This is a genomic window from Dactylosporangium sp. NPDC000244 (assembly GCF_040300725.1).
In the GTDB taxonomy this organism is placed as follows: Bacteria; Actinomycetota; Actinomycetes; order Mycobacteriales; family Micromonosporaceae; genus Dactylosporangium.
Genome location: NZ_JBEPEH010000018.1, coordinates 204,630 through 221,887 on the forward strand (window position 1 = coordinate 204,630; position 17,258 = coordinate 221,887).

Consider the following 17,258-nt stretch of genomic DNA (forward strand, 5'->3'; position numbering starts at 1 on the left):
TCAGCGGATGCTCCAGACCTGGTTCGACTGGGTCCCGCCGCCGCCGTAGCAGTCCCAGATCTGCAGGACGGTGCCGTTGGCGGTGCCGCGGCCGGACGCGTCGAGGCACTTGCCCGAGTTCGGGTTCACGATGGTCCCGTTGCCGTTGACGATCCACTGCTGGGCCGGGTTGCCCAGGCACGTCCACAGCCAGACCTGGGTGCCGTTGGCGGTGCCCTGGCCGCGCACGTCGAGGCACTTGCCCGACTGCGGGTTCACGAACGTGTTGCCGCTGCGGACCCACTTCTGCGCGCCGCTGTTGTTGCAGTCCCACAGCTGCACCTTGGTGCCGTCGGCGGTGCCCTGCGCGTCGACGTCCACGCACCGGTTGGAGCCCTGGCCCACGATGGTCTGCGCGTTGCCACCGCCGCCACCGGTGCTGCCGCCCGAGGTGCTGTACGTGAAGGTGTTGACGGTCAGCCCCGCGCCGCCCTGCCACGGCTCGAACCCGGCCTGGACGCTCGTGAGCCACCAGCTGTTCTGCGCGTAGCCGCGGCCGAGCATGTCGTTGTAGAAGTCGCGCACGTTGAACGCGATCGAGCCGGTGCCGGCCGTGCGCACGTACGACACGACGTTCCAGCCGATGTTGCCGAACCACACGTCCCACGTGCCCCCGGCGATGCTCACCGTCGCGACCCGGCCGCCGACCGGCTGCGGCGCGCCCGCGTGGTTGAGCCACACCATGAGCTCGGCGCCGGTGTTCTGCCCGTCGGTGCGCGCGGTCGGGTCGAACCAGATGTCGTAGGCGGCGTCCCACTGCCCGCCCGCGAAGCCCATGGACACGCTGGTGTTCACGTTCTGGAAGGCCGCGTCGGAGACCCGCATCGGCAGCCCGGAGCCGCTGGTGCAGTTGGCGTAGTGGCAGCCGGCGTAGATGGACGGGTACGAGCCGGGCGCCCCGTTCGTGGGCTTGTTGTGGTCCGAGCGGGTCAGGGCGAAGCCGGTCCCGGTCACGTTGATGCACTGGGTCGTGTCGTCGCCCCAGTTGTTGTTCTGGACGATGTACTTACCGCCGGCGATGGACGTCGAGCCGTACTTCTCGCAGATCGCGGTGTCGGCGTGCGCGCTCGGGGCCATGGCGACACCGACCGCGACGGCCGCGACACCGGTGGCCGCGGCGATGAAAAGCGCGCGGAAACGCTTCAGCCATGTGACTCCTTGTGATGGCTTGGCGGTGCCCAATCAGGCGGAGAAAAGCTAGCTCAGCGCACATTTTTCATCTACGGTTTTCGAAACTGCTTGCCCGTGGTAGCGCTCCCATATCACGCTGTGTTCTCATGAGGAGACTCGTACTCGCAGGAGCCGCCACCCTGCTGGTCGCGTCGTCCGCCTGGGCCGCCCTCCCGGGTGCCCAGGCCGCGCCGACACGCCCGCGGAAGTGGCCTCCGTCGACTCCTCGGTCGCGTTCGTGCTCGACGCCCCGGCCGACGGGCAGTACCGCATCGGGGTCGGCTACAACAACGGCACCGCGTTGCCGACCACGCACGGCATCACGGTGGACGGGGCCGCGCAGGGGACGGTCGCCTACGCGCCGACCGGCCACTGGTTCGACACCGCCGCCCAGGACGGCGGCGAGGGTCTGGCCACGGCGACGGTCACGCTGCGCGCGGGCCCGAACCGGGTCGTGCTGACCCGCGCGTCGGGCTGCGCGGAGCTCGACTTCGTGCGCCTGGCCTGAGGCAACCTATCCGACCGTTCCACCGCTGGTTGCCGACACTGTAAGACGCGTCGTAGCCCCCGCTGCGGCGCGGCCCCTACCCTCCGGGTGCACGTCTTACCTGGAGGACATACAGCTCATGAAACCCATAACTGTCGCGCTCGTCGGGGCGCTCGCGCTCGCCTCCCTGGCGGGCTGCGAAACCTCGGTCACCACCACCAGCACGCCGGCCTCGGCCCGGGCCGTGAACACCGCGCTGCCGCCGCCGGAGGCGCTCGCCAAGTCGGTCAAGGCGCTCGACACCACCGCGTTCAACGTCGCCGTCAAGCAGGGCGTCATGACCGGCGGCGGCCGCGTGGACCCGGCCGCGGGCAAGGCCGTGCTCTCCATGGGCGGCACCGTCGACCTGGGCACCGGCGTCGGCGTCACGCGCCTCTCGCTCGGCTACACGGTGCTCGCGCCGGAGCTCTACATCAAGGCCGACTTCGGCGACACCCTCAACGAGCACTACGGCATGGACCCGACGACCTGGATGCACGTGGACCGCGCGAAGCTCACCGGCAACGCGCTCCCGCTCTCCGAGGACGGCAAGCTGGACGTCGGCATCACCGAGCTGCTGTCGGGCACGGCGGACGTGCAGCGCACGGACAAGACGCACTACACCGGCACGATCGACGTGTCGGCGGTGCGGGGCTCCCTGGCCCCGACGCAGGACTCGGTGCAGAAGGCCGGCGCGAAGGCCAAGGCGATCCCCTTCAAGGCGACGCTCGACGAGGAGGGCCGCCTGACCGTGTTCACCATCGACGGGGCCTCCATCGACGAGGATCTCGCGATGGAGCTGACCTTCACGGGGTACGGCTCGATCGACCCCGTCACCGTCCCGGCCGGCGCCATCGAGTGCCCGGCCTCGGTGTACGAGCTCATCGGCTGAGCCGCTTCAGCCCGCGGTGCCGTCCCGGCCGGACGGTGCCGCGGGCGCGGGCAGGAGGTGGTCGCGCAGGAGCGGGGCGAGTTCGACGCCGGCGGGGCGGGCGGGGTCGAGCCAGTAGAGCTCCTCGATCTCCGCCAGCGCCTCGACCGGCCCGGACAGCGGGGCGGTGTAGACGTCCGCGTCGACGGTGAAGCCGGCCTCGTTCGCGGCGGGGGCCTCGAAACGGCCCACGTGCCCGAGCGCCGACGGGTCCACGCGCAGTCCCAGCTCCTCGGCCAGCTCGCGCACCAGGGCGTCCGCGGCGGCCTCGCCCGGCTCCAGCTTGCCGCCCGGCTGCATGAAGACGCTCGTGCCGCGCTTGCGCACGAGCAGCCAGCGGCCCTCGGGATCGCGGAGCACGGCGGCGACGATGCGGAGCACTGGCACGCGACGAGACTATCCCGCGCGGGCCGCGGTCAGGCCGCGTGGTCCGCCACGGCCGGCGGGCGGCTCACGCGAGGGCGCCGTGCAGGAACAGGTCCACGAGCTCGGCCGCGGTCACGTCCGGCGCGAGCGGTGAGCGGCCCCGGGCGAAGATCAGGCCCAGGAACACGTCCGCCGCGACCGCGGCGGGGATGCGCAGCCGATCCCGTTCGGGTTCGAACAGGTCGGCGACGGCCGCCTTGGTGGCGGCCTGTGACGCCTCGCGGCCGGGCGCGCCGGACGGCGGGGTGCGGTGCAGGGGTCGGCCGGTCGAGGCGAGCGCGCCCAGGACCGCGCCCATCCGCCCGAGGTGGCCCTGCAGCGCCTCGGCCGCCTCGACGAGCCGGTCGGCGAGGGGCTGCTCGAGGGAGATCGTCTCCAGGTGGCTCAGCAGCTGCGAGGGGTCGAGGGCGCGCGCGATGCACGCCTGGATGAGCTCGTCCTTGTCGGTGAAGACGCGGAAGATCGTCGCCTCGCCGATGCCCGCGGCGCGGGCGATCTGGGCCGTGGTGACCGCGCTGCCGCACTCGGCGACCAGGGGCAGCGCGGTCTGCAGGATCATCTCGCGGCGTTGTTCGGTGCTCATGCCCGGCGCGCGCCGCCGGGGGGCGCTGGGTTCCGTCATGCGTCCACGCTAAGGAGTGAGTGCTCACTCCGTCAAGCCGGGTATTGCCCACGGTGTATACCCTCGTGGCCGTCCGGGGTGCGGGGGAGGCGGGCGATGCGGTATCTGCGGGGACTGCTGGCCGCCGCTGTCGTGGCGGGCGCGGGCGGGCTGTGCTTCTGGGCCGGGCACATCGGCGCGTCGAGCTGGTGGCGCGGGGCCGCGACCGTGGTCATCGGGCTCGTCGCCTGGCTGATCCTGACCTTCGTCGTGGGGGTGATCGTGACCGGCGACGGCGAGGCCGGCTGCGTGATGTACTTCCCGGCGCTGCTGCTCGTCGGGGCGCTGATCTGGCTCGTGGCCATCGACATCGAGGTGCGCACCGGCCAGTGGCAGGCGGTCACGGTCATGGACACGCGGTGTGTGTCCACGGACAACGGGTGCGCCTGGCAGTACCGCGTGAGCGACGACAAGACCGAGCGTGACCTCGGCTGGATCCCGTGCGGCGATCGCGGCCTCGGCCCCGGGGACCACACCCGGCTGCACGTCGACCCCGCGGGCAAGCACCGCTCCAGCCTGGAGCCGTGCGCGTTCACCTCGCCCGGCTGGACCACGGGCCTGCGCGTGGTCGAGGGCCTCTGGGTGCTGACCATGGTCGCCGCGTTCGGTGCGGCCGTGTTTGCCGAGGACTTCGGCTGACCGGTTGACACGCCGAAAGTATCGACGTACAACAATGTGAGAGCGCTCTCACGAACCTCGCCCGGGCCGGCCGCCACCGGTCCGGGCGGGGCTCACACCCTCCGGATCCGGCGCAGCACCGTCCACTGCGGCTCGAACGTGAAGCCGAGGGACTCCTTGGCCTCGCGCGCCCCCTTGCCCGCCAGCACCATCGGCCGCCCGGCGTCGAGCAGGAACCGCAGCTGCCGGCTGAACTGGTCGAACCACAGCCCGGTGCGCCGGTCGCCGAGCGGGGGAGCCGCCCACGGGCCCAGCAGCGGCGCCACCGGATGGTCGAACATCGCCGTCGCCGCGATCAGGGCGCCGCCCGGTTCCCGGTACGTCAGCACGCGCACCTCAGGCAGCGCCATCATGGTCTCGAACAGCCGCGGCGACCACATGCGCAGCGGCGGCCAGCGCACGGTGTGGTTGCGCCGGGCCGCGTCCGCGCTGAGCCGGTGCATCTCGGCCAGGTCGACGCGGGCCTCCTCGCGAGGGCCGAACCAGACCACCGTGTCCGGGTCGGCGTCGATGCGCCGCAGCAGCCGCCGCTGGTCGCCCCGGCGGGACTTGCTCAGCGTGCCCAGGTACCCCTCGTAGCCCCCGCCCCGGTTGCGCAGCACGGCCACGGGCGCCCCGGCCCGCACGAGCGTCACGCCCGGCAGGAAGACGGGCAGCTCGTCGCGGTACACCTGGCGATAGGCGATCGCGGGCACCCTGGGCCCGAACTCGGCCCGCACCGCCCGCTCGAACGCGAGCACCGCCTCGCCGAGCAGCTGCGGCCCCGGCCGCCCGGCCGGGTCGAGCGTCCCCGGCAGCCCGTCCGGCAGGCCCAGGCCCGGCAGCGCGCCGATCGCGGGGTGCTCGACGTCGGCCACCCCGCCGAGCACGCGCCGCCGCCCCAGCCCGTGGACGCGGGCCCCGGCCAGGCCGATCGGGCGCCCGCCGTCGCGGAACACGCCCGCGATCACGCCGCCGCCGCGCTCGGCCGCGATCGTGTGGATCACCGGCCAGTCCCACAGGTGGTGCAGGTTCGCATGCTTGACGGCCTCGGCCCAGCCCGGCGGCGGGGCGGGGGAGAGGGGGTCGGCGAGCTCGAGGACGAGTCCGGTGATGGATGCGGATGCTTCAATGGCGGCATGCGTGCTCGCACCGTGGCCCTGCTGCTCGCCGGACGCGGGGCCGGGCGGCTGGCCCAGTACGGCGCCGGATTCGCGCTGCTGGCCGTCTGGGGCCCGGACCGGTTCGCGGGCTACGCGGCGGCGGTCGGCGTCGGGCTGTGGGCGTTCGCCCTGGCCGCCACCGGCGTCGAGCGGTCCGCGCTCGTCACGCTGGAGCCCGTCGCCGCCGGTGACCCGGTCCCGGCCGAGCGGCGGGCGCTGGAGGGGATGTTCGCCGCGCTCGGCCTGCTCCCGTTCGCGCTGTCGCTGGCGGCGTGTGCGGCGGCCGGGCTGGTGGAACCCGGCGGCCCCGCGGTCCGTTACGCCGCCGGGATCGCCTTCATGACCGGCACCGGCGCCCTGGCCGTGCTCGTCGCCCTGCTCCGGCTGCGCGGCCGCCCCGGGGCCGACCCGGCCGCCTACGCCGTGCTGTCCGTCGCGTACGGCGCCGCCGTCGCCCTCGCGGCCCTGGCCGGGCTCGGGGTCGGCGGCGTGCTCGCGTTCCTCATCACCGTCACCGCCGCGGTCGTGGCCGTGCTGCTGCTCGTGCTGCGGCCCGTCAGGCGCGGGTTCGGGCGCGCGGCCGTCGTCGCCGCCCTGCGCACCGCGGGGCTGTTCGCCGCCGGCGACGTGCTCGGCAACGCGGCCGTCTCCGTGCTCTACGCCGAGCTGGCCGCCCTCGCCCCCGCCGCCCAGGGCAGCCTGCTGTACGTCGGGCTGACCGTCTCCGTGGCGCTCGGCGCGCTCAGCAACTACGTCCTGCGGCTCTGGCAACCTGCGATCCTCGTCTGGTTGGCGGCCGGCCCGGCCTCGGCGCCGGTCCGGCTGCGGCGCGGGCTCGTGATCGCCGGGGCGGCCGGGCTCGTCGTGACCGTCGCCGCCGGCCTGGCGGGCAACGTGGTCGTCGCGCTCGCGGTGGAGATCGTCACGTTCCTGGCGGTCTCCGGCGCGGCCTTCGTGATCGAGAGCATCGACGACCGGGCCAGGCTGAACTCCGCGCTGAGCGCCCTGGCCGGGCTCGGTGTCGTGGCCCTCGCCGGCCTGCTGCTCGTGCCGTCCGGCGGCGCGGCCGGCGCGCTGGTGGCGATGGCGGCCGGCTGGCTGGCGCGGGTGCCGTGGCTGTTCACGGCGGCCCGGCCGCGGACCCCGGCGCCCCGGGCCGAAATCGGGAGCGCACCAGGCGAGCCTTCCCGCCCGGCGTGAGCTCGAGGCGGTCGATGCGCCGGAAGTGCAGCGGCAGGTCGAAGCCGAGCAGGTCCCGCAGCATCCCGCGCACACCGTCGCACACCTCGTCGAAGCCGAGCCCGGCCGCCGGGTCCAGCTGCAGCGAGACCGTCACCTCGCCGGCCTCGTCCTGGCGCACCGAGAACTCGGCGATGCCGGGCTGCTTGAGGGTCACCGCCGCGAACGCGCCGAAGTAGACGACGGTGCCGTCGCGCAGCACCAGGCTGTCCTCGATGCGCCCGTCGAGCAGGCGCATCCGGCCGAACCGGCTCCCGCACGGGCACGCGCCGGGCACCACGGCGACGCGGTCGTCGATGCGGTACCGCACCAGCGGCATCGCCCGCTCCCGGAAGTGCGTCACGACCGCCACGCCGGGCGTCCCGGGCGGCACCGGGCGCCCGTCGGCCGGGTCGACGACCTCGAACACGACCCGGTCGGCGTCGACGTGCATGGACCCGTGGCGGCACTCGGTGGCGATGGTGAGCACCTCGAACGCCGAGTACTCGTCGCGCACCGGCACCCCGAAGCCCTCGCTGAGCAGCGCCCGCGTCTCGGCCGTGAGCAGCTCCGACTCGCTGAGGATTAGCCGCAGCGAGCGCCGCAGCCGGGCCAGCTCCTCGCCGGTCAGCTCGCGCAGCACCGCGCGCAGCATCACCGGATAGCCCATGAGCACGCCGGGCCGCAGCGCCAGGATCGCCTCGGCGAGCTCGCGTTCGGGCAGCCCCGCGTGCACCACGGTGCGCCGGAAGACCCCGAAGCGCTGGAACCAGCGGCTCGGCCGGGGGAACGGCTTCAGGTGCGCGATCGTCCACCAGGGCCGGCAGCCGGCCCGCAGGAACCGGCGCAGCAGCGTGGCACCGTGGTAGCCGTAGGCGCCGGCGTCGTGGCGCACCCGCAGCACCGAGCCGGTCGACCCGGCCGTGGTGTCGGTCTGGAACCAGCCGCGCTCAGGGGCGTGGAAGCGCTCGGGGTCCGCGCGGACCTGGGCCTTGGTCACGATCGGCAGCCCGGCGAGGTCCGGCAGCCGACGCAGCGGCCCGGCGTAGGCGGGGTCGCGGTAGTGCGCGACATCCGCCCGGGCCGCGGCGAGCATCGCGTTGACCCCGGCGAGCTGCCGCCGCTCGATCGCCGCGACCGACCGCCGCGGGGCGATCAGCGCGGCGGCGGCGTACAACAGCTCGCGAACGGCCACCGCGGCACCCTGGCTCATGCGATCCATCGCAGTGATGATCGCCGTCGATATCAAGAGCGCGGTCGTGTTTCCGACCCAAACGATCGATCAGAGCGACCATGCTCGATGGCATGCCCCTGCGCCGTGGGTCAAGTCTTGACAGAACCGGCGACTCCAAACCATCGATGACGCTTGACTCGTCCGTTGGGTTGTGTGCATCTTTGACGGAACCTGAGCGTTTCCCTCCAGCATCGGAGCCGCCACCGATGAACCGACGCCTGCTCGCCGGCCTCGCCGCCGCCGGGCTCCTCGCAGTGCTCGCGCCCGCGGCCCCCGCCGCGGCCGCCATCACCGACTACACCACCGCCGAGGCCGGAAACCCCTTCGCCGACGGCTGGTACGCCGACCCGGACATCGCCATCTACAACAACACCTACTGGGTCTTCCCGACCACGTCGAAGAGCTACGCGGAGCAGACCTACCTCGACGCCTTCTCCAGCACCGACCTCGTCACGTGGACCAAGCACAGCAACATCCTCACGACCGCGAACGTCTCCTGGGCGTCCTACGCGGTGTGGGCGCCGGCCCCGATCGCGCGCAACGGCAAGTACTACCTGTACTTCGGGGCCAACGACATCCAGAACAACTCGGCCCTCGGCGGCATCGGCGTCGCCGTCGCCGACAATCCGGCCGGGCCGTACCGCGACGCGATCGGCAAGCCGCTCATCGGGCAGTACTACAACGGCGCCCGGCCCATCGACCAGGACGTCTTCGTCGACGACGACGGGCAGGCCTACATCTACTACGGCGGGCACGGCCACGCCAACGTCGCCCGGCTGAACGCCGACATGACGAGCATCGGCACCTTCCCCGACGGCAGCACCTACAAGGAGATCACGCCGTCCGGGTACACCGAGGGCCCGCAGATGTTCAAGCGCAACGGCAAGTACTACCTGATGTGGTCCGAGGGCGGCTGGACCGGCCCGGACTACTCGGTGTCCTACGCCATGTCGAGCTCGCCGACCGGCCCGTTCACGAAGCTGGACAAGGTCCTCGCGCAGGACCCGGCGGTCGCGAAGGGCTCCGGGCACAACTCGGTCGTCAACGTGCCGGGCACCGACACCTGGTACATCTTCTACCACCGCCGCCCACTGAGCGAGACCGACGGCAACCACCGCCAGCTCGCCTACGACCGGATGAACTTCAACGCCGACGGCACCATCCAGCGCGTCACCATGCGGGTCAAGGACAACTTCGCCGACGGCAACGCCCTCGGCTGGAAGACCTACGGCGGCAGCTTCGCCGCGGTCGGCGGCCGCTACGAGGCCGGCAGCTCGCTGGGCGGCAAGGCATTGCTGGACACCAACTTCGGCGACTTCACCTACGACGCCGACGTGACCGTCACGTCCGGCTCCGGCGACGCGGGCCTGGTGTTCCGGGCCACCGGCGCGGCGAATGGCACGGACGCGTACAACGGCTACTACGCCGGGATCAGCCCCGCCGGCCGGGTGGTGCTGGGCCGGGCGGCCAACAACTGGACCCAGCTCGGCACGGCCGGCCTCACCGTGGCGGCCGGCACGACCTACCACCTGCGCGTGACCGCGATCGGATCGTCGATCAAGGTGTACGTCGACGACATGGCCAATCCGAGGATCTCCGTCACCGACGCGACCTACGCCTCCGGCGCCGACGGCGTGCGGGTCTTCAACGCCGCTGCCGCCTTCGACAACGTGGCCGTCGGCGCGCCGACCGGCCCCGGGACGAACCTGGCCCAGGGCCGCCCCGCGACCGGCTCGACGCCGTGCGCGGCGTCGGAGGGCCCGGAGAAGGCGGTCAACGGCAGCGTCTCCGGCGGCAACTCGGACAAGTTCTGCTCGTCGGTCGCGGGCCCCTGGCTGCAGGTCGACCTCGGCGCGACGAAGAGCATCACCCGCTTCGAGGTCGCGCACGCCCAGGCCGGCGGGGAGGCGGCGGCGTACAACACGAAGGCGTTCACGATCGCGGTCTCCAACGACGGCACGACGTGGACCCAGGCCGTGAACGTCACCAACAACACGGCCGCGAACACCACGCACCCGGTCACCGGGGTCTCCGGGCGGTACGTGCGCCTGACCGCCGGCACCCCGACCCAGGGTGCCGACGGCGCGGCGCGCATCTACGAGCTGCGGGTCTTCTAGCGCGGATGGCGGTGCACGGCGTGGACGCCGGCGGGGCTCGTGGGCAGGCCGTCGAGGAGGTTCTCGAGGCGCTTGACCATCGGGTCGTCGGCGTCCGCGTCGTAGTCGTCGGGGCGGGTCTGGTCGCGGCCGCGGCGCACCCGGGCGGCGCGCAGCAGCAGCGTGCCGGCCACGGCGACGGCGAGGTTCACGAGCAGGGCGACGATCCCGACGTACACCGGCCAGCCGCCGATCGTGGTGATCGAGCCGCCGAAGTGCGCCTTGGCGATCGTGCCGCCGGGGCCGGCCTGCGGGATGCGGTACAACATGACCACCCCGGCCGCGAGCCCGGCCACGAGCCCGGCGATCAGCGCCAGGCGGTGGAACCAGTTGGTCAGCAGGCCGATGAAGCCGGCCGGGATGGTCTGCAGGATGATGACCCCGCCGATGAGCTGCAGGTCGACGGAGAACGCCGGGTCGAGCAGCAGGATGCAGCCGACCGCGCCGATCTTCACCACCAGCGACGTCCAGCGGCTGACCCGCGCCTCCTCCGCCGGGGTGGCGGCCGGGCGCAGGTAGGCGCGGTAGATCGAGCGCGTGAACGCGTTCGCGGCGGCGATGGACATGACCGCGGCCGGGATGAGCGCGGCGATGCCGAACGCGGCCAGCGCGATGCCCGACGACCACGGCGGGAAGAGGCCGTGGAACAGTTGCGGCATCACGGTGTTCAGGTCGCGGCCGACCGGCAGCACGCCCTGTGAGAGCGCGAAGAAGCCGAGCATCGCCATGAGCCCGAGCACCAGGCAGTAGATCGGCAGGGCGGCGGCGTTGCGCTGCACCGTCGAGCGGTCCTTGGCGGCGAGCATGGTGGTCAGCGCGTGCGGGTACACGAAGATCGACAACGCGGAGCCGATGACCAGGGTGAGGTACGCGCTCTGCCCGGCCGACCCGCCCAGCAGCAGCCCGTCCGACGGGTTCGGGGTCGCGGCGAAGTGCGCGCCGGCCCGCTTGAACGACTCGCCCCAGCCGCCGTTCATGGCCACGATGAGCAGCGCGGCGACGACCACCCAGCCCAGCAGCACGTCCTTGGCGATCGACAGCAGCGCGGGCGCGCGCAGGCCGGAGCGGAACGTGCACAGCGCCACGACGGTGACCGCGGCCAGCAGCGGCCACTCGCCGGCCAGCCCGACCGTCTGCAGCACCGCCTGCAACGCGCTGAGCTGCACCGCGATGTAGGGCATGGTGGCCGCGATCCCGGTCAGCGCGACGGCCGCGCCGAGCCCGCGGGAGCCGAACCGGGCCGCGGTGAACTCCCCGGGGGTCACGAACCCGTGCCGGTGCGCCACCGACCAGGCCCGCGTGGTGAAGATGAACGACAGCGGGGTGGTGATCGTCGCGAACGGGATGGCGAAGAAGCCCATCGCGCCGACGCCGTAGGTGAGGGCGGGGACGGCGACGAACGTGTACGCGCTGTACATGCTCCCGCCGAGCAGGAACCATGTCGTCCAGTTGCCGAACGCGCGCCCGCCGACGCCCCACTCCTCGAGGCTGTGGATGTCGCGCGGGCGCCGCCAGCGGGCCGCGCCGATGCCGAGCAGCAGCATCGCGCCCATGAGCCCGGCGAAGACGGCGGACTCGACCCCGCCGCTCACCGGTCGAACTCCCGGCGGCGGTTGCGCAGGTGCACGGTGGCGAGGATCAGCATCGCCAGCAGGACGCAGGCCATCTGGTACCAGTAGAAGAACGGCACGCCCCACAGCATCGGGGTGGCCCGGTCGTACAGGGGCGTGAGCAGCGGCGCGATCGTCGGTACGGCCAGTAACCAGTAGCCGGAGCGGCGGCGTCGTCGGGCGGGCGGAGCCATCGAGCCTCCTTGCGGACGGATCCGGGGTGTGGCGCGATGGTACTGGCAAGTAACATCGCGTGGAACCCCGTCCGTCACGCCCGCGCGGGCCGGACCGGCCGTCGCCCGGCGTCCCTCCACTGTGGACTCTTCGCGGGCGGTAGGATGGACCGGGTGATCGACCTGGACCACTGCGTGCCCCGGACGCCGGGGCAGCTGCGCCGGCCTTTGCCGCGGCTGGCGATCGTGGTCGCGGCGGCCCTGCTCGCGTCGTCGCCCGCGGCCCCGGCGCGCTCGCCGGCGCTCGCCCGCACCGTGCCCAACCGTTGCGCCGTCGACACCTATCACGTGTTCGGCACCTGCACATCGTGACATTTGCCGCGAACGTGGACGAGACCGGACCCGGCGGCGCCCGGGCCCGCCCGATGTCAGGCGGAGAGCAGGCCGCCGTCGACGATCACGGACTGTCCCGTCAGGTAGGCCGAGCCCGGACCGAGCAGGTACACGATGAGGGCGGCCACCTCCTCCGGATCGCCCTGCCGGCCCAGGGGCACGCGCGCGACGATGCCGTTCAGGGCGGCCTCGGTGTCGGCCTGCGCGTTCCAGTACGGATCGTTGAACGGGGTGTCGATCCACCCCGGGCACACGCTGTTGACGCGAATGCCGCGGCCCGCGAGCTCGACCGCCAGCGACCGGGTCAGGCTGACGAGGGCGCCCTTGGACGCGGCATAGGCGAACGTGCCGGGGCTGCCGCGGTGGGCCGCGGTCGAGCCCGTGAACACGATGCTGCCGCGGGTCTCCGCCAGCGCCCCCACGGCCGCCTGGGCCAGCAGGTACGGGGCCCGCACGTTCACCGCCATCGTCGCCTCCCACGCCTCGAACGCGAAGTCCTCCAAGGGGGCGACGACGTGCAGGCCGGCGGTCACGATCACGTGGTCGAGCCGCTCGAAGGCCGCCAGGGCGGCGTCCACGGCGGCCTTCGGCGCGTGCCGGTCGGTCAGGTCGTGGTGCCCCACGGCGATCCGCCCCGGGGCCTCCTGCGCCGCCACCTCCCGCGCCGCCGGGTCGTTGACGTCGGCCAGGTAGACGTCGGTCCCGGCGGCGCGCAGAGCCCGGACGGTCGCCCGTCCGATGCCGGTGGCGCCGCCGGCGACCAGCGCGACGGTCACTCGCCCGCCACCGCGTAGGCCCGGTAGTTGGCCGATCCCGGCCCCGCCGCCCGGTTCTTCACCACGGCCGCCGCGCGGTAGACCGCCGAGCTCGGCGTGGCGTCGCGGACGGCGGCCGGGACGTCGCCGCCCTTCGCGTCCGCGGCGGCCAGGGCGTCGAGGATCCGGGCGAGGAACTGGGGCAGGTCGTTGGGCAGCTGGGCGGTGATGAGGCTGCCGTCGACCACGACCGCCTCGTTGCGCCAGTCGCCGCCGGCGTGGATGACGTCGTCCTTGATGACGGGGACCGACGTGACGGCCCGCCCCCGCACGATGTCCGCCGTCGCCAGCAGCCAGCCCGCGTGGCAGATCGCCGCGACCGGGGCGGCCCGCTCGTGCAGGGCACGGACGAACGCGACGAACCTCGGCTCCCGGCGCAGGTACTCGGGGGAGAAGCCGCCGGGCACGATCACCGCGTCGAAGTCGTCGGGCGACACGTCCGCGATGCCGACCTCGGCCACCGCCGGGTAGCCCAGCTTGCTGGCGTACACCTCGCCGGCGCGGGCGCCGACGATCGTGACCCTCACGCCGGCCTCGCGCAGCCGCAGGACCGGGTACCACAGCTCCAGCTCCTGGTACAGGTTCTCGGCAAGGACGGCGACTCGAGCCTTCTGCAGTTCCATCCAGGTCCTCCGTCAGACCGCGATCGACAGGATGCGTCGGGGGTTGTGAATCATGATCTGGTCGAGCTGTTCGTCGGTGACGCCCTTGGACTTCAGGCGCGGGACCCAGCTGGTGAACATGTAGTTCAGGTTGACCTTTTCGTTCTCCAGCTGCGGGTCGGACTCGGTGACCGTCGCCCGGGGGTTGAAGAACCAGCGGTCGAACGACAGGACGATGCGATCCAGGTAGCCGTCCCCGATGAGTTCGACGAGGGCGTCGGCCATCGCCTCGTCCAGCTCCTCCGCGCTGCTGATGCGCCAGGGAATGCCGATGTGGTCCAGCTGGACGTTCGCGCCCATCTCGAGGATCTCGCGCATCATGGCGACCTGGGGCGGCACGAAGGCGTGGCCGATGATCACCTTGGACAGGTCCATGCCGACCTCGTCGAGGATCTCCAGCTGCTCGCGGCCGGGGTTCGTGACCTCGAAGTCCATCGGGTCGATGTGGGTGTTGATGCCGCAGCCGGTCGCCATGGCCGCCTTGCCGGCCGCCCGGATCACGCGGTCCTCCACCTCGTGGACGTGGCGGCCGTACGCACCGACCGGGCTCGGCTTGGGAAAGACGCTCTCCTGGCCGGTGGCGATCTTGATGGCGCCGGCCTTGTAGGGCGTCTGCTGCCAGGCGAACACCATGCCCTCGGTGAGGTCGCGCACGAAGAACTCGGTGAGCTCCTCGACGGTCTGCCGGCGCCAGTAGTACGGCACGCCCATGCGCTCCGGGAAGAACCCGGTGATCGCCACGACGTTGATGCCGGTGCGCCGGGCGACGTCCACCATGAACTGCGGGTGGCGGCCGACCTCGGGCGGGGTCATGTCGATGAGCGTGCGGTACCCGTTGGGCAGCATGCCGTCGACGATCTGGCCGCTGACCCGCTCGACGGCGGCGGGGTGGTCGAACACGGTCCGGTGGTCAAGCTCGGCCCCGGGGTAGCCATAGAGCAGGTGCTCGTGGGTGAGGATGCGGCCCGACTCCTCGGCCGGGACGTCACCGAGCACGGTACGGAAGATCTGCATGACGAACGCTCCTTCGACGTCGACGAGCGGCGGCTCAGCCGGCCAGCTCGGTCCGCAGCCGGGTGAACAGGGTTGGAAGGGCGTCGGCGTCCGCCGCGACGCGGTCGGGATCGACGTCGAGGACGAGCTCCCGGACCAGGTGGGCGCCGGAGCCGCTCGCGAAGACGGGAACCTCCGCCGCGCGCAGCCGCCGCAGGAGCGCCACCTGCTCGTCGCTGACCGCGGGGCGGCCGGTCACGGTTCCCGGCACGACCAGGGCGTCCACGTCCCCGGCCACGACCTCGTCCGGGGCGGTGTCCCCGAGGACCGGGTAGCCCAGGTGGCTCTCGCACGGACCCGCTCCGGGGCCGACGACCTTGACCTGCGCCCCCTCCTCCCGGGCGCGCAGGACCGGGTACCAGAACTCGAGCTCCTGGTAGCCGTCGAAGGCGAAGACGACGATCGAACGGTTGGACAACGTCATGGGGGAGTGACCTGGCCTCTCGAGAGAACTGGTCTACTAAACGAACCAGTTGCAGTTTGCCACACGGTGGATCGGCGGGGAAGGTCGTCAGGAGCCCGGCCGCGTCCCGGTGGACCGGCCGAGTGCGTAGGACGCGGCCCCGAGCAGTGCCGCGTCCTCGTCGTCGCCGACGTGGTGCAGCTGCGTCCGGGCCCAGCGCGGCCGGGTGCGGTCCCAGTGCGTGCGCACCGCCCGGCCGAACCACGTGTCCGGGGCCAGGGGCGCGCCGGCCAGGACGATGTGGTGCGGATCATGCGTCGCGACGATCGTGCGCAGGCCGGCGGCCAGGGCGGCCGCGGACCGGTCGAGCACGCCTGCCGCCCGGTCGTCGCCGTGCTCGGCGGCGTCGCGCAGGTCCCCGGCGTGCAGCATGCGTCCGCCGCGGGCGCGGGCGGCGAGCAGGGGACTCGACCCCTGCTCCGCGAGCACGTTCGCGGCCTCGGCCAGGACCCGCCCGGAGACCAGCGCCTCGAGGCAGCCCGTGCCGCCGCAGGGGCAGTGGGGGCCGCCGGCGTCGATCACCACGTGGCCGAAGTCGCCGGCTCCGCCGAGCCCGGGCTCCAGCGAGCCGTCCCTGATCACCGCGCCGCCGATGCCGGTGCCCATGGTCAGGACGCAGGTCGTCCCGTGCGGCCAGCGCGCGGCCACGCCCAGCGCCGTGGCCTGCGCGTCGTTGAGCAGGTAGGTGGGCAGCGGCAGGTGCGGGCGCAGGGCGGCCGCGACGTCGGTGCCGTCGGTGAAGCCGAGGTTGAGGGCGGTGCCGACGACGCCGTCCTGGACCACGCCCGCGAGGCCCACGCCCACCGCGGCCGGCGCCTGGGCGAGCCCCGAGGTGGTGCGCAGGACCATGCCGGCGACGGTGGTGTACTGCTCGGCCAGGCTCGGCGGCTTGGCGCGACGGTCCTTGCGCACGACGCGCCCGGCCGACACCGCCGCCACCCTGATCCAGGTCCCGCCCCAGTCGACGGCGGCCACGAGGGTGTCGCGGCCGCCGCCGGCCGCGGTGTCAGGCAACGCTGCCCGGCCGGTACTCGCCGGCCACCGAGAACAGGCACGAGGCCGGCTCGTGGCTCATGTTGTAGAACGAGTGCCGCGTGCCGGCCGGAATGCGCAGCCCGTCCCAGGGGTCCAGCTCGACCCACTTCTTCGTGCCGGTCAGCTCGACGTGCAGGTTGCCAGACTCGACGAAGATCACCTTGTCGGCGCCGTGGCTGTACACGTCGCTGCGCTGGCCGCCCAGGAATGACATCTTCCCGGCGGTGAGGTGCTCGGTGCTGGCCAGGATGCCCACGAGGATCTCGCGGCCCCGGGTGGAGCCCTCCATGCGCCAGAGGATGTCGGCCTCCCGGATCATCCAGGTGGTCCGCTCGCGCGGGGTGTCGCGGGCCATCGGCCAGTTGCCGAGCAGCTCGTCCTGGCCCTGCTTCGGCGGGCCGTCGAGCGGCGGCTGGGCCCGCGCGTAGGCGCCGCCCGTGCCGGCCTTGGGCGCCGGCTGGAAGAACTCGAGCATCCGCAGCTGCACGTCGCTGTGGTTCCACTGGTAGTGCCAGGTGTCCTTGCGGAAGAAGATGGCCTCGCCCGGATTGACGACGAAGACCTCGCCGGTGACCGGGTTGCTCTGGACCATGCGCCCCTCGAGCACGTAGAAGAGCTCGTCCGCGCCGAAGACGGTGGGGTGCTCGGGCGAGGAGATCGCGGAACCGTTCGGTGGCATGCCGACGATGTTGAGGTTCATCGTCGCGTCGTCGGCGTAGAACCAGTCGCACAGCCGCCCGGTGGTCTCGTCGCCCCACGTGCGCCGCTCGAGGTCCCGGTATCGGAGGATCTGCGGCTCACGGATGCTCTCGTCTGTCATGTCGCCCTCTCGTGAGGCTAACTGGTCTATATTCTAGACCAGTTTGGAGGATC

General features: G+C 72.7%; 19 protein-coding genes. 6 read left to right on the forward strand and 13 right to left on the reverse strand.

What is annotated here, in order from left to right:
* Complete coding sequence (locus tag ABT369_RS26135) at window positions 1–1,116, reverse strand: GH12 family glycosyl hydrolase domain-containing protein (RefSeq protein ID WP_350615712.1); 1,116 nt, start codon at window positions 1,114–1,116, stop codon at window positions 1–3.
* Between the two features lie 301 nt (window positions 1,117–1,417).
* Here ABT369_RS26135 and ABT369_RS26140 point away from each other — a divergent pair, with 301 nt between their 5' ends.
* Window positions 1,418–1,717 (forward strand): carbohydrate-binding protein, encoded by a 300-nt coding sequence (locus ABT369_RS26140; RefSeq protein WP_350615714.1) that lies wholly within the window; start codon window positions 1,418–1,420, stop codon window positions 1,715–1,717.
* A 118-nt stretch (window positions 1,718–1,835) separates the two neighbouring features.
* Window positions 1,836–2,627, forward strand: a complete 792-nt coding sequence (locus tag ABT369_RS26145) for a hypothetical protein (protein ID WP_350615715.1) — start codon at window positions 1,836–1,838, stop codon at window positions 2,625–2,627.
* Window positions 2,628–2,633: 6 nt separating this feature from the next.
* Here ABT369_RS26145 and ABT369_RS26150 read toward each other — a convergent pair whose 3' ends face one another.
* Both ABT369_RS26150 and ABT369_RS26155 read right to left on the reverse strand, forming a co-directional pair.
* Complete coding sequence (locus tag ABT369_RS26150) at window positions 2,634–3,053, reverse strand: NUDIX hydrolase (RefSeq protein ID WP_350615717.1); 420 nt, start codon at window positions 3,051–3,053, stop codon at window positions 2,634–2,636.
* A 64-nt stretch (window positions 3,054–3,117) separates the two neighbouring features.
* The gene (locus tag ABT369_RS26155; RefSeq protein WP_350615719.1) at window positions 3,118–3,714 is read right to left on the reverse strand and encodes a TetR/AcrR family transcriptional regulator; all 597 of its coding nucleotides are present in this window, start codon (window positions 3,712–3,714) and stop codon (window positions 3,118–3,120) included.
* Window positions 3,715–3,810: 96 nt separating this feature from the next.
* Between ABT369_RS26155 and ABT369_RS26160 the strand changes: the two genes are divergently transcribed.
* On the forward strand, window positions 3,811–4,392 hold the full coding sequence (locus tag ABT369_RS26160; RefSeq protein ID WP_350615720.1) for a hypothetical protein: 582 nt from the start codon (window positions 3,811–3,813) through the stop codon (window positions 4,390–4,392).
* Window positions 4,393–4,484: 92 nt separating this feature from the next.
* On the opposite strand, the gene ABT369_RS26165 is transcribed toward ABT369_RS26160, so the two are convergent.
* Window positions 4,485–5,417: a GNAT family N-acetyltransferase gene (locus ABT369_RS26165; RefSeq protein ID WP_350615721.1), complete on the reverse strand. Its 933-nt coding sequence runs from the start codon at window positions 5,415–5,417 to the stop codon at window positions 4,485–4,487.
* A gap of 132 nt (window positions 5,418–5,549) precedes the next feature.
* Here ABT369_RS26165 and ABT369_RS26170 point away from each other — a divergent pair, with 132 nt between their 5' ends.
* On the forward strand, window positions 5,550–6,773 hold the full coding sequence (locus ABT369_RS26170; RefSeq protein WP_350615723.1) for a hypothetical protein: 1,224 nt from the start codon (window positions 5,550–5,552) through the stop codon (window positions 6,771–6,773).
* Here ABT369_RS26170 and ABT369_RS26175 read toward each other — a convergent pair.
* Complete coding sequence (locus ABT369_RS26175; protein WP_350615724.1) at window positions 6,694–8,013, reverse strand: phenylacetate--CoA ligase family protein; 1,320 nt, start codon at window positions 8,011–8,013, stop codon at window positions 6,694–6,696. The genes ABT369_RS26170 and ABT369_RS26175 overlap by 80 nt on opposite strands.
* A gap of 218 nt (window positions 8,014–8,231) precedes the next feature.
* On the opposite strand from ABT369_RS26175, the gene ABT369_RS26180 reads away from it, so the two are divergent.
* The gene (locus ABT369_RS26180) at window positions 8,232–10,142 is read left to right on the forward strand and encodes a family 43 glycosylhydrolase (protein ID WP_502891822.1); all 1,911 of its coding nucleotides are present in this window, start codon (window positions 8,232–8,234) and stop codon (window positions 10,140–10,142) included.
* Here the strand turns inward: ABT369_RS26180 and ABT369_RS26185 are convergent.
* Window positions 10,139–11,734, reverse strand: a complete 1,596-nt coding sequence (locus ABT369_RS26185; RefSeq protein ID WP_502891824.1) for a sodium:solute symporter family protein — start codon at window positions 11,732–11,734, stop codon at window positions 10,139–10,141. The genes ABT369_RS26180 and ABT369_RS26185 overlap by 4 nt on opposite strands.
* 35 nt (window positions 11,735–11,769) lie before the next feature.
* A complete protein-coding gene (locus tag ABT369_RS26190; protein ID WP_350615728.1) occupies window positions 11,770–11,985 on the reverse strand; it encodes a DUF3311 domain-containing protein in 216 nt (71 codons plus the stop codon).
* 153 nt (window positions 11,986–12,138) lie between these two features.
* Here ABT369_RS26190 and ABT369_RS26195 point away from each other — a divergent pair, with 153 nt between their 5' ends.
* The gene (locus ABT369_RS26195; protein WP_350615730.1) at window positions 12,139–12,336 is read left to right on the forward strand and encodes a hypothetical protein; all 198 of its coding nucleotides are present in this window, start codon (window positions 12,139–12,141) and stop codon (window positions 12,334–12,336) included.
* 56 nt (window positions 12,337–12,392) lie between these two features.
* On the opposite strand, the gene ABT369_RS26200 is transcribed toward ABT369_RS26195, so the two are convergent.
* The 6 genes from ABT369_RS26200 to ABT369_RS26225 form a co-directional block, all read right to left on the reverse strand.
* Window positions 12,393–13,133, reverse strand: coding sequence for an SDR family NAD(P)-dependent oxidoreductase (locus tag ABT369_RS26200; RefSeq protein WP_350615731.1), 741 nt, complete (start codon window positions 13,131–13,133; stop codon window positions 12,393–12,395).
* Entirely contained in the window at window positions 13,130–13,795 is a 666-nt protein-coding gene (locus ABT369_RS26205) for a type 1 glutamine amidotransferase domain-containing protein (protein ID WP_350615733.1), read from the reverse strand. The genes ABT369_RS26200 and ABT369_RS26205 overlap by 4 nt, the downstream gene beginning before the upstream one ends.
* Before the next feature lie 12 nt (window positions 13,796–13,807).
* Complete coding sequence (locus ABT369_RS26210; RefSeq protein WP_350615735.1) at window positions 13,808–14,848, reverse strand: phosphotriesterase family protein; 1,041 nt, start codon at window positions 14,846–14,848, stop codon at window positions 13,808–13,810.
* Window positions 14,849–14,882: 34 nt separating this feature from the next.
* Window positions 14,883–15,311: a DJ-1/PfpI family protein gene (locus ABT369_RS26215; RefSeq protein ID WP_350615736.1), complete on the reverse strand. Its 429-nt coding sequence runs from the start codon at window positions 15,309–15,311 to the stop codon at window positions 14,883–14,885.
* An 87-nt stretch (window positions 15,312–15,398) separates the two neighbouring features.
* The gene (locus ABT369_RS26220; protein WP_350615737.1) at window positions 15,399–16,364 is read right to left on the reverse strand and encodes an ROK family protein; all 966 of its coding nucleotides are present in this window, start codon (window positions 16,362–16,364) and stop codon (window positions 15,399–15,401) included.
* Entirely contained in the window at window positions 16,357–17,205 is an 849-nt protein-coding gene (locus ABT369_RS26225; protein ID WP_350615739.1) for a cupin domain-containing protein, read from the reverse strand. Before ABT369_RS26225 ends, ABT369_RS26220 begins: the two co-directional genes overlap by 8 nt.
* Between the last annotated feature and the right edge of the window lie 53 nt (window positions 17,206–17,258).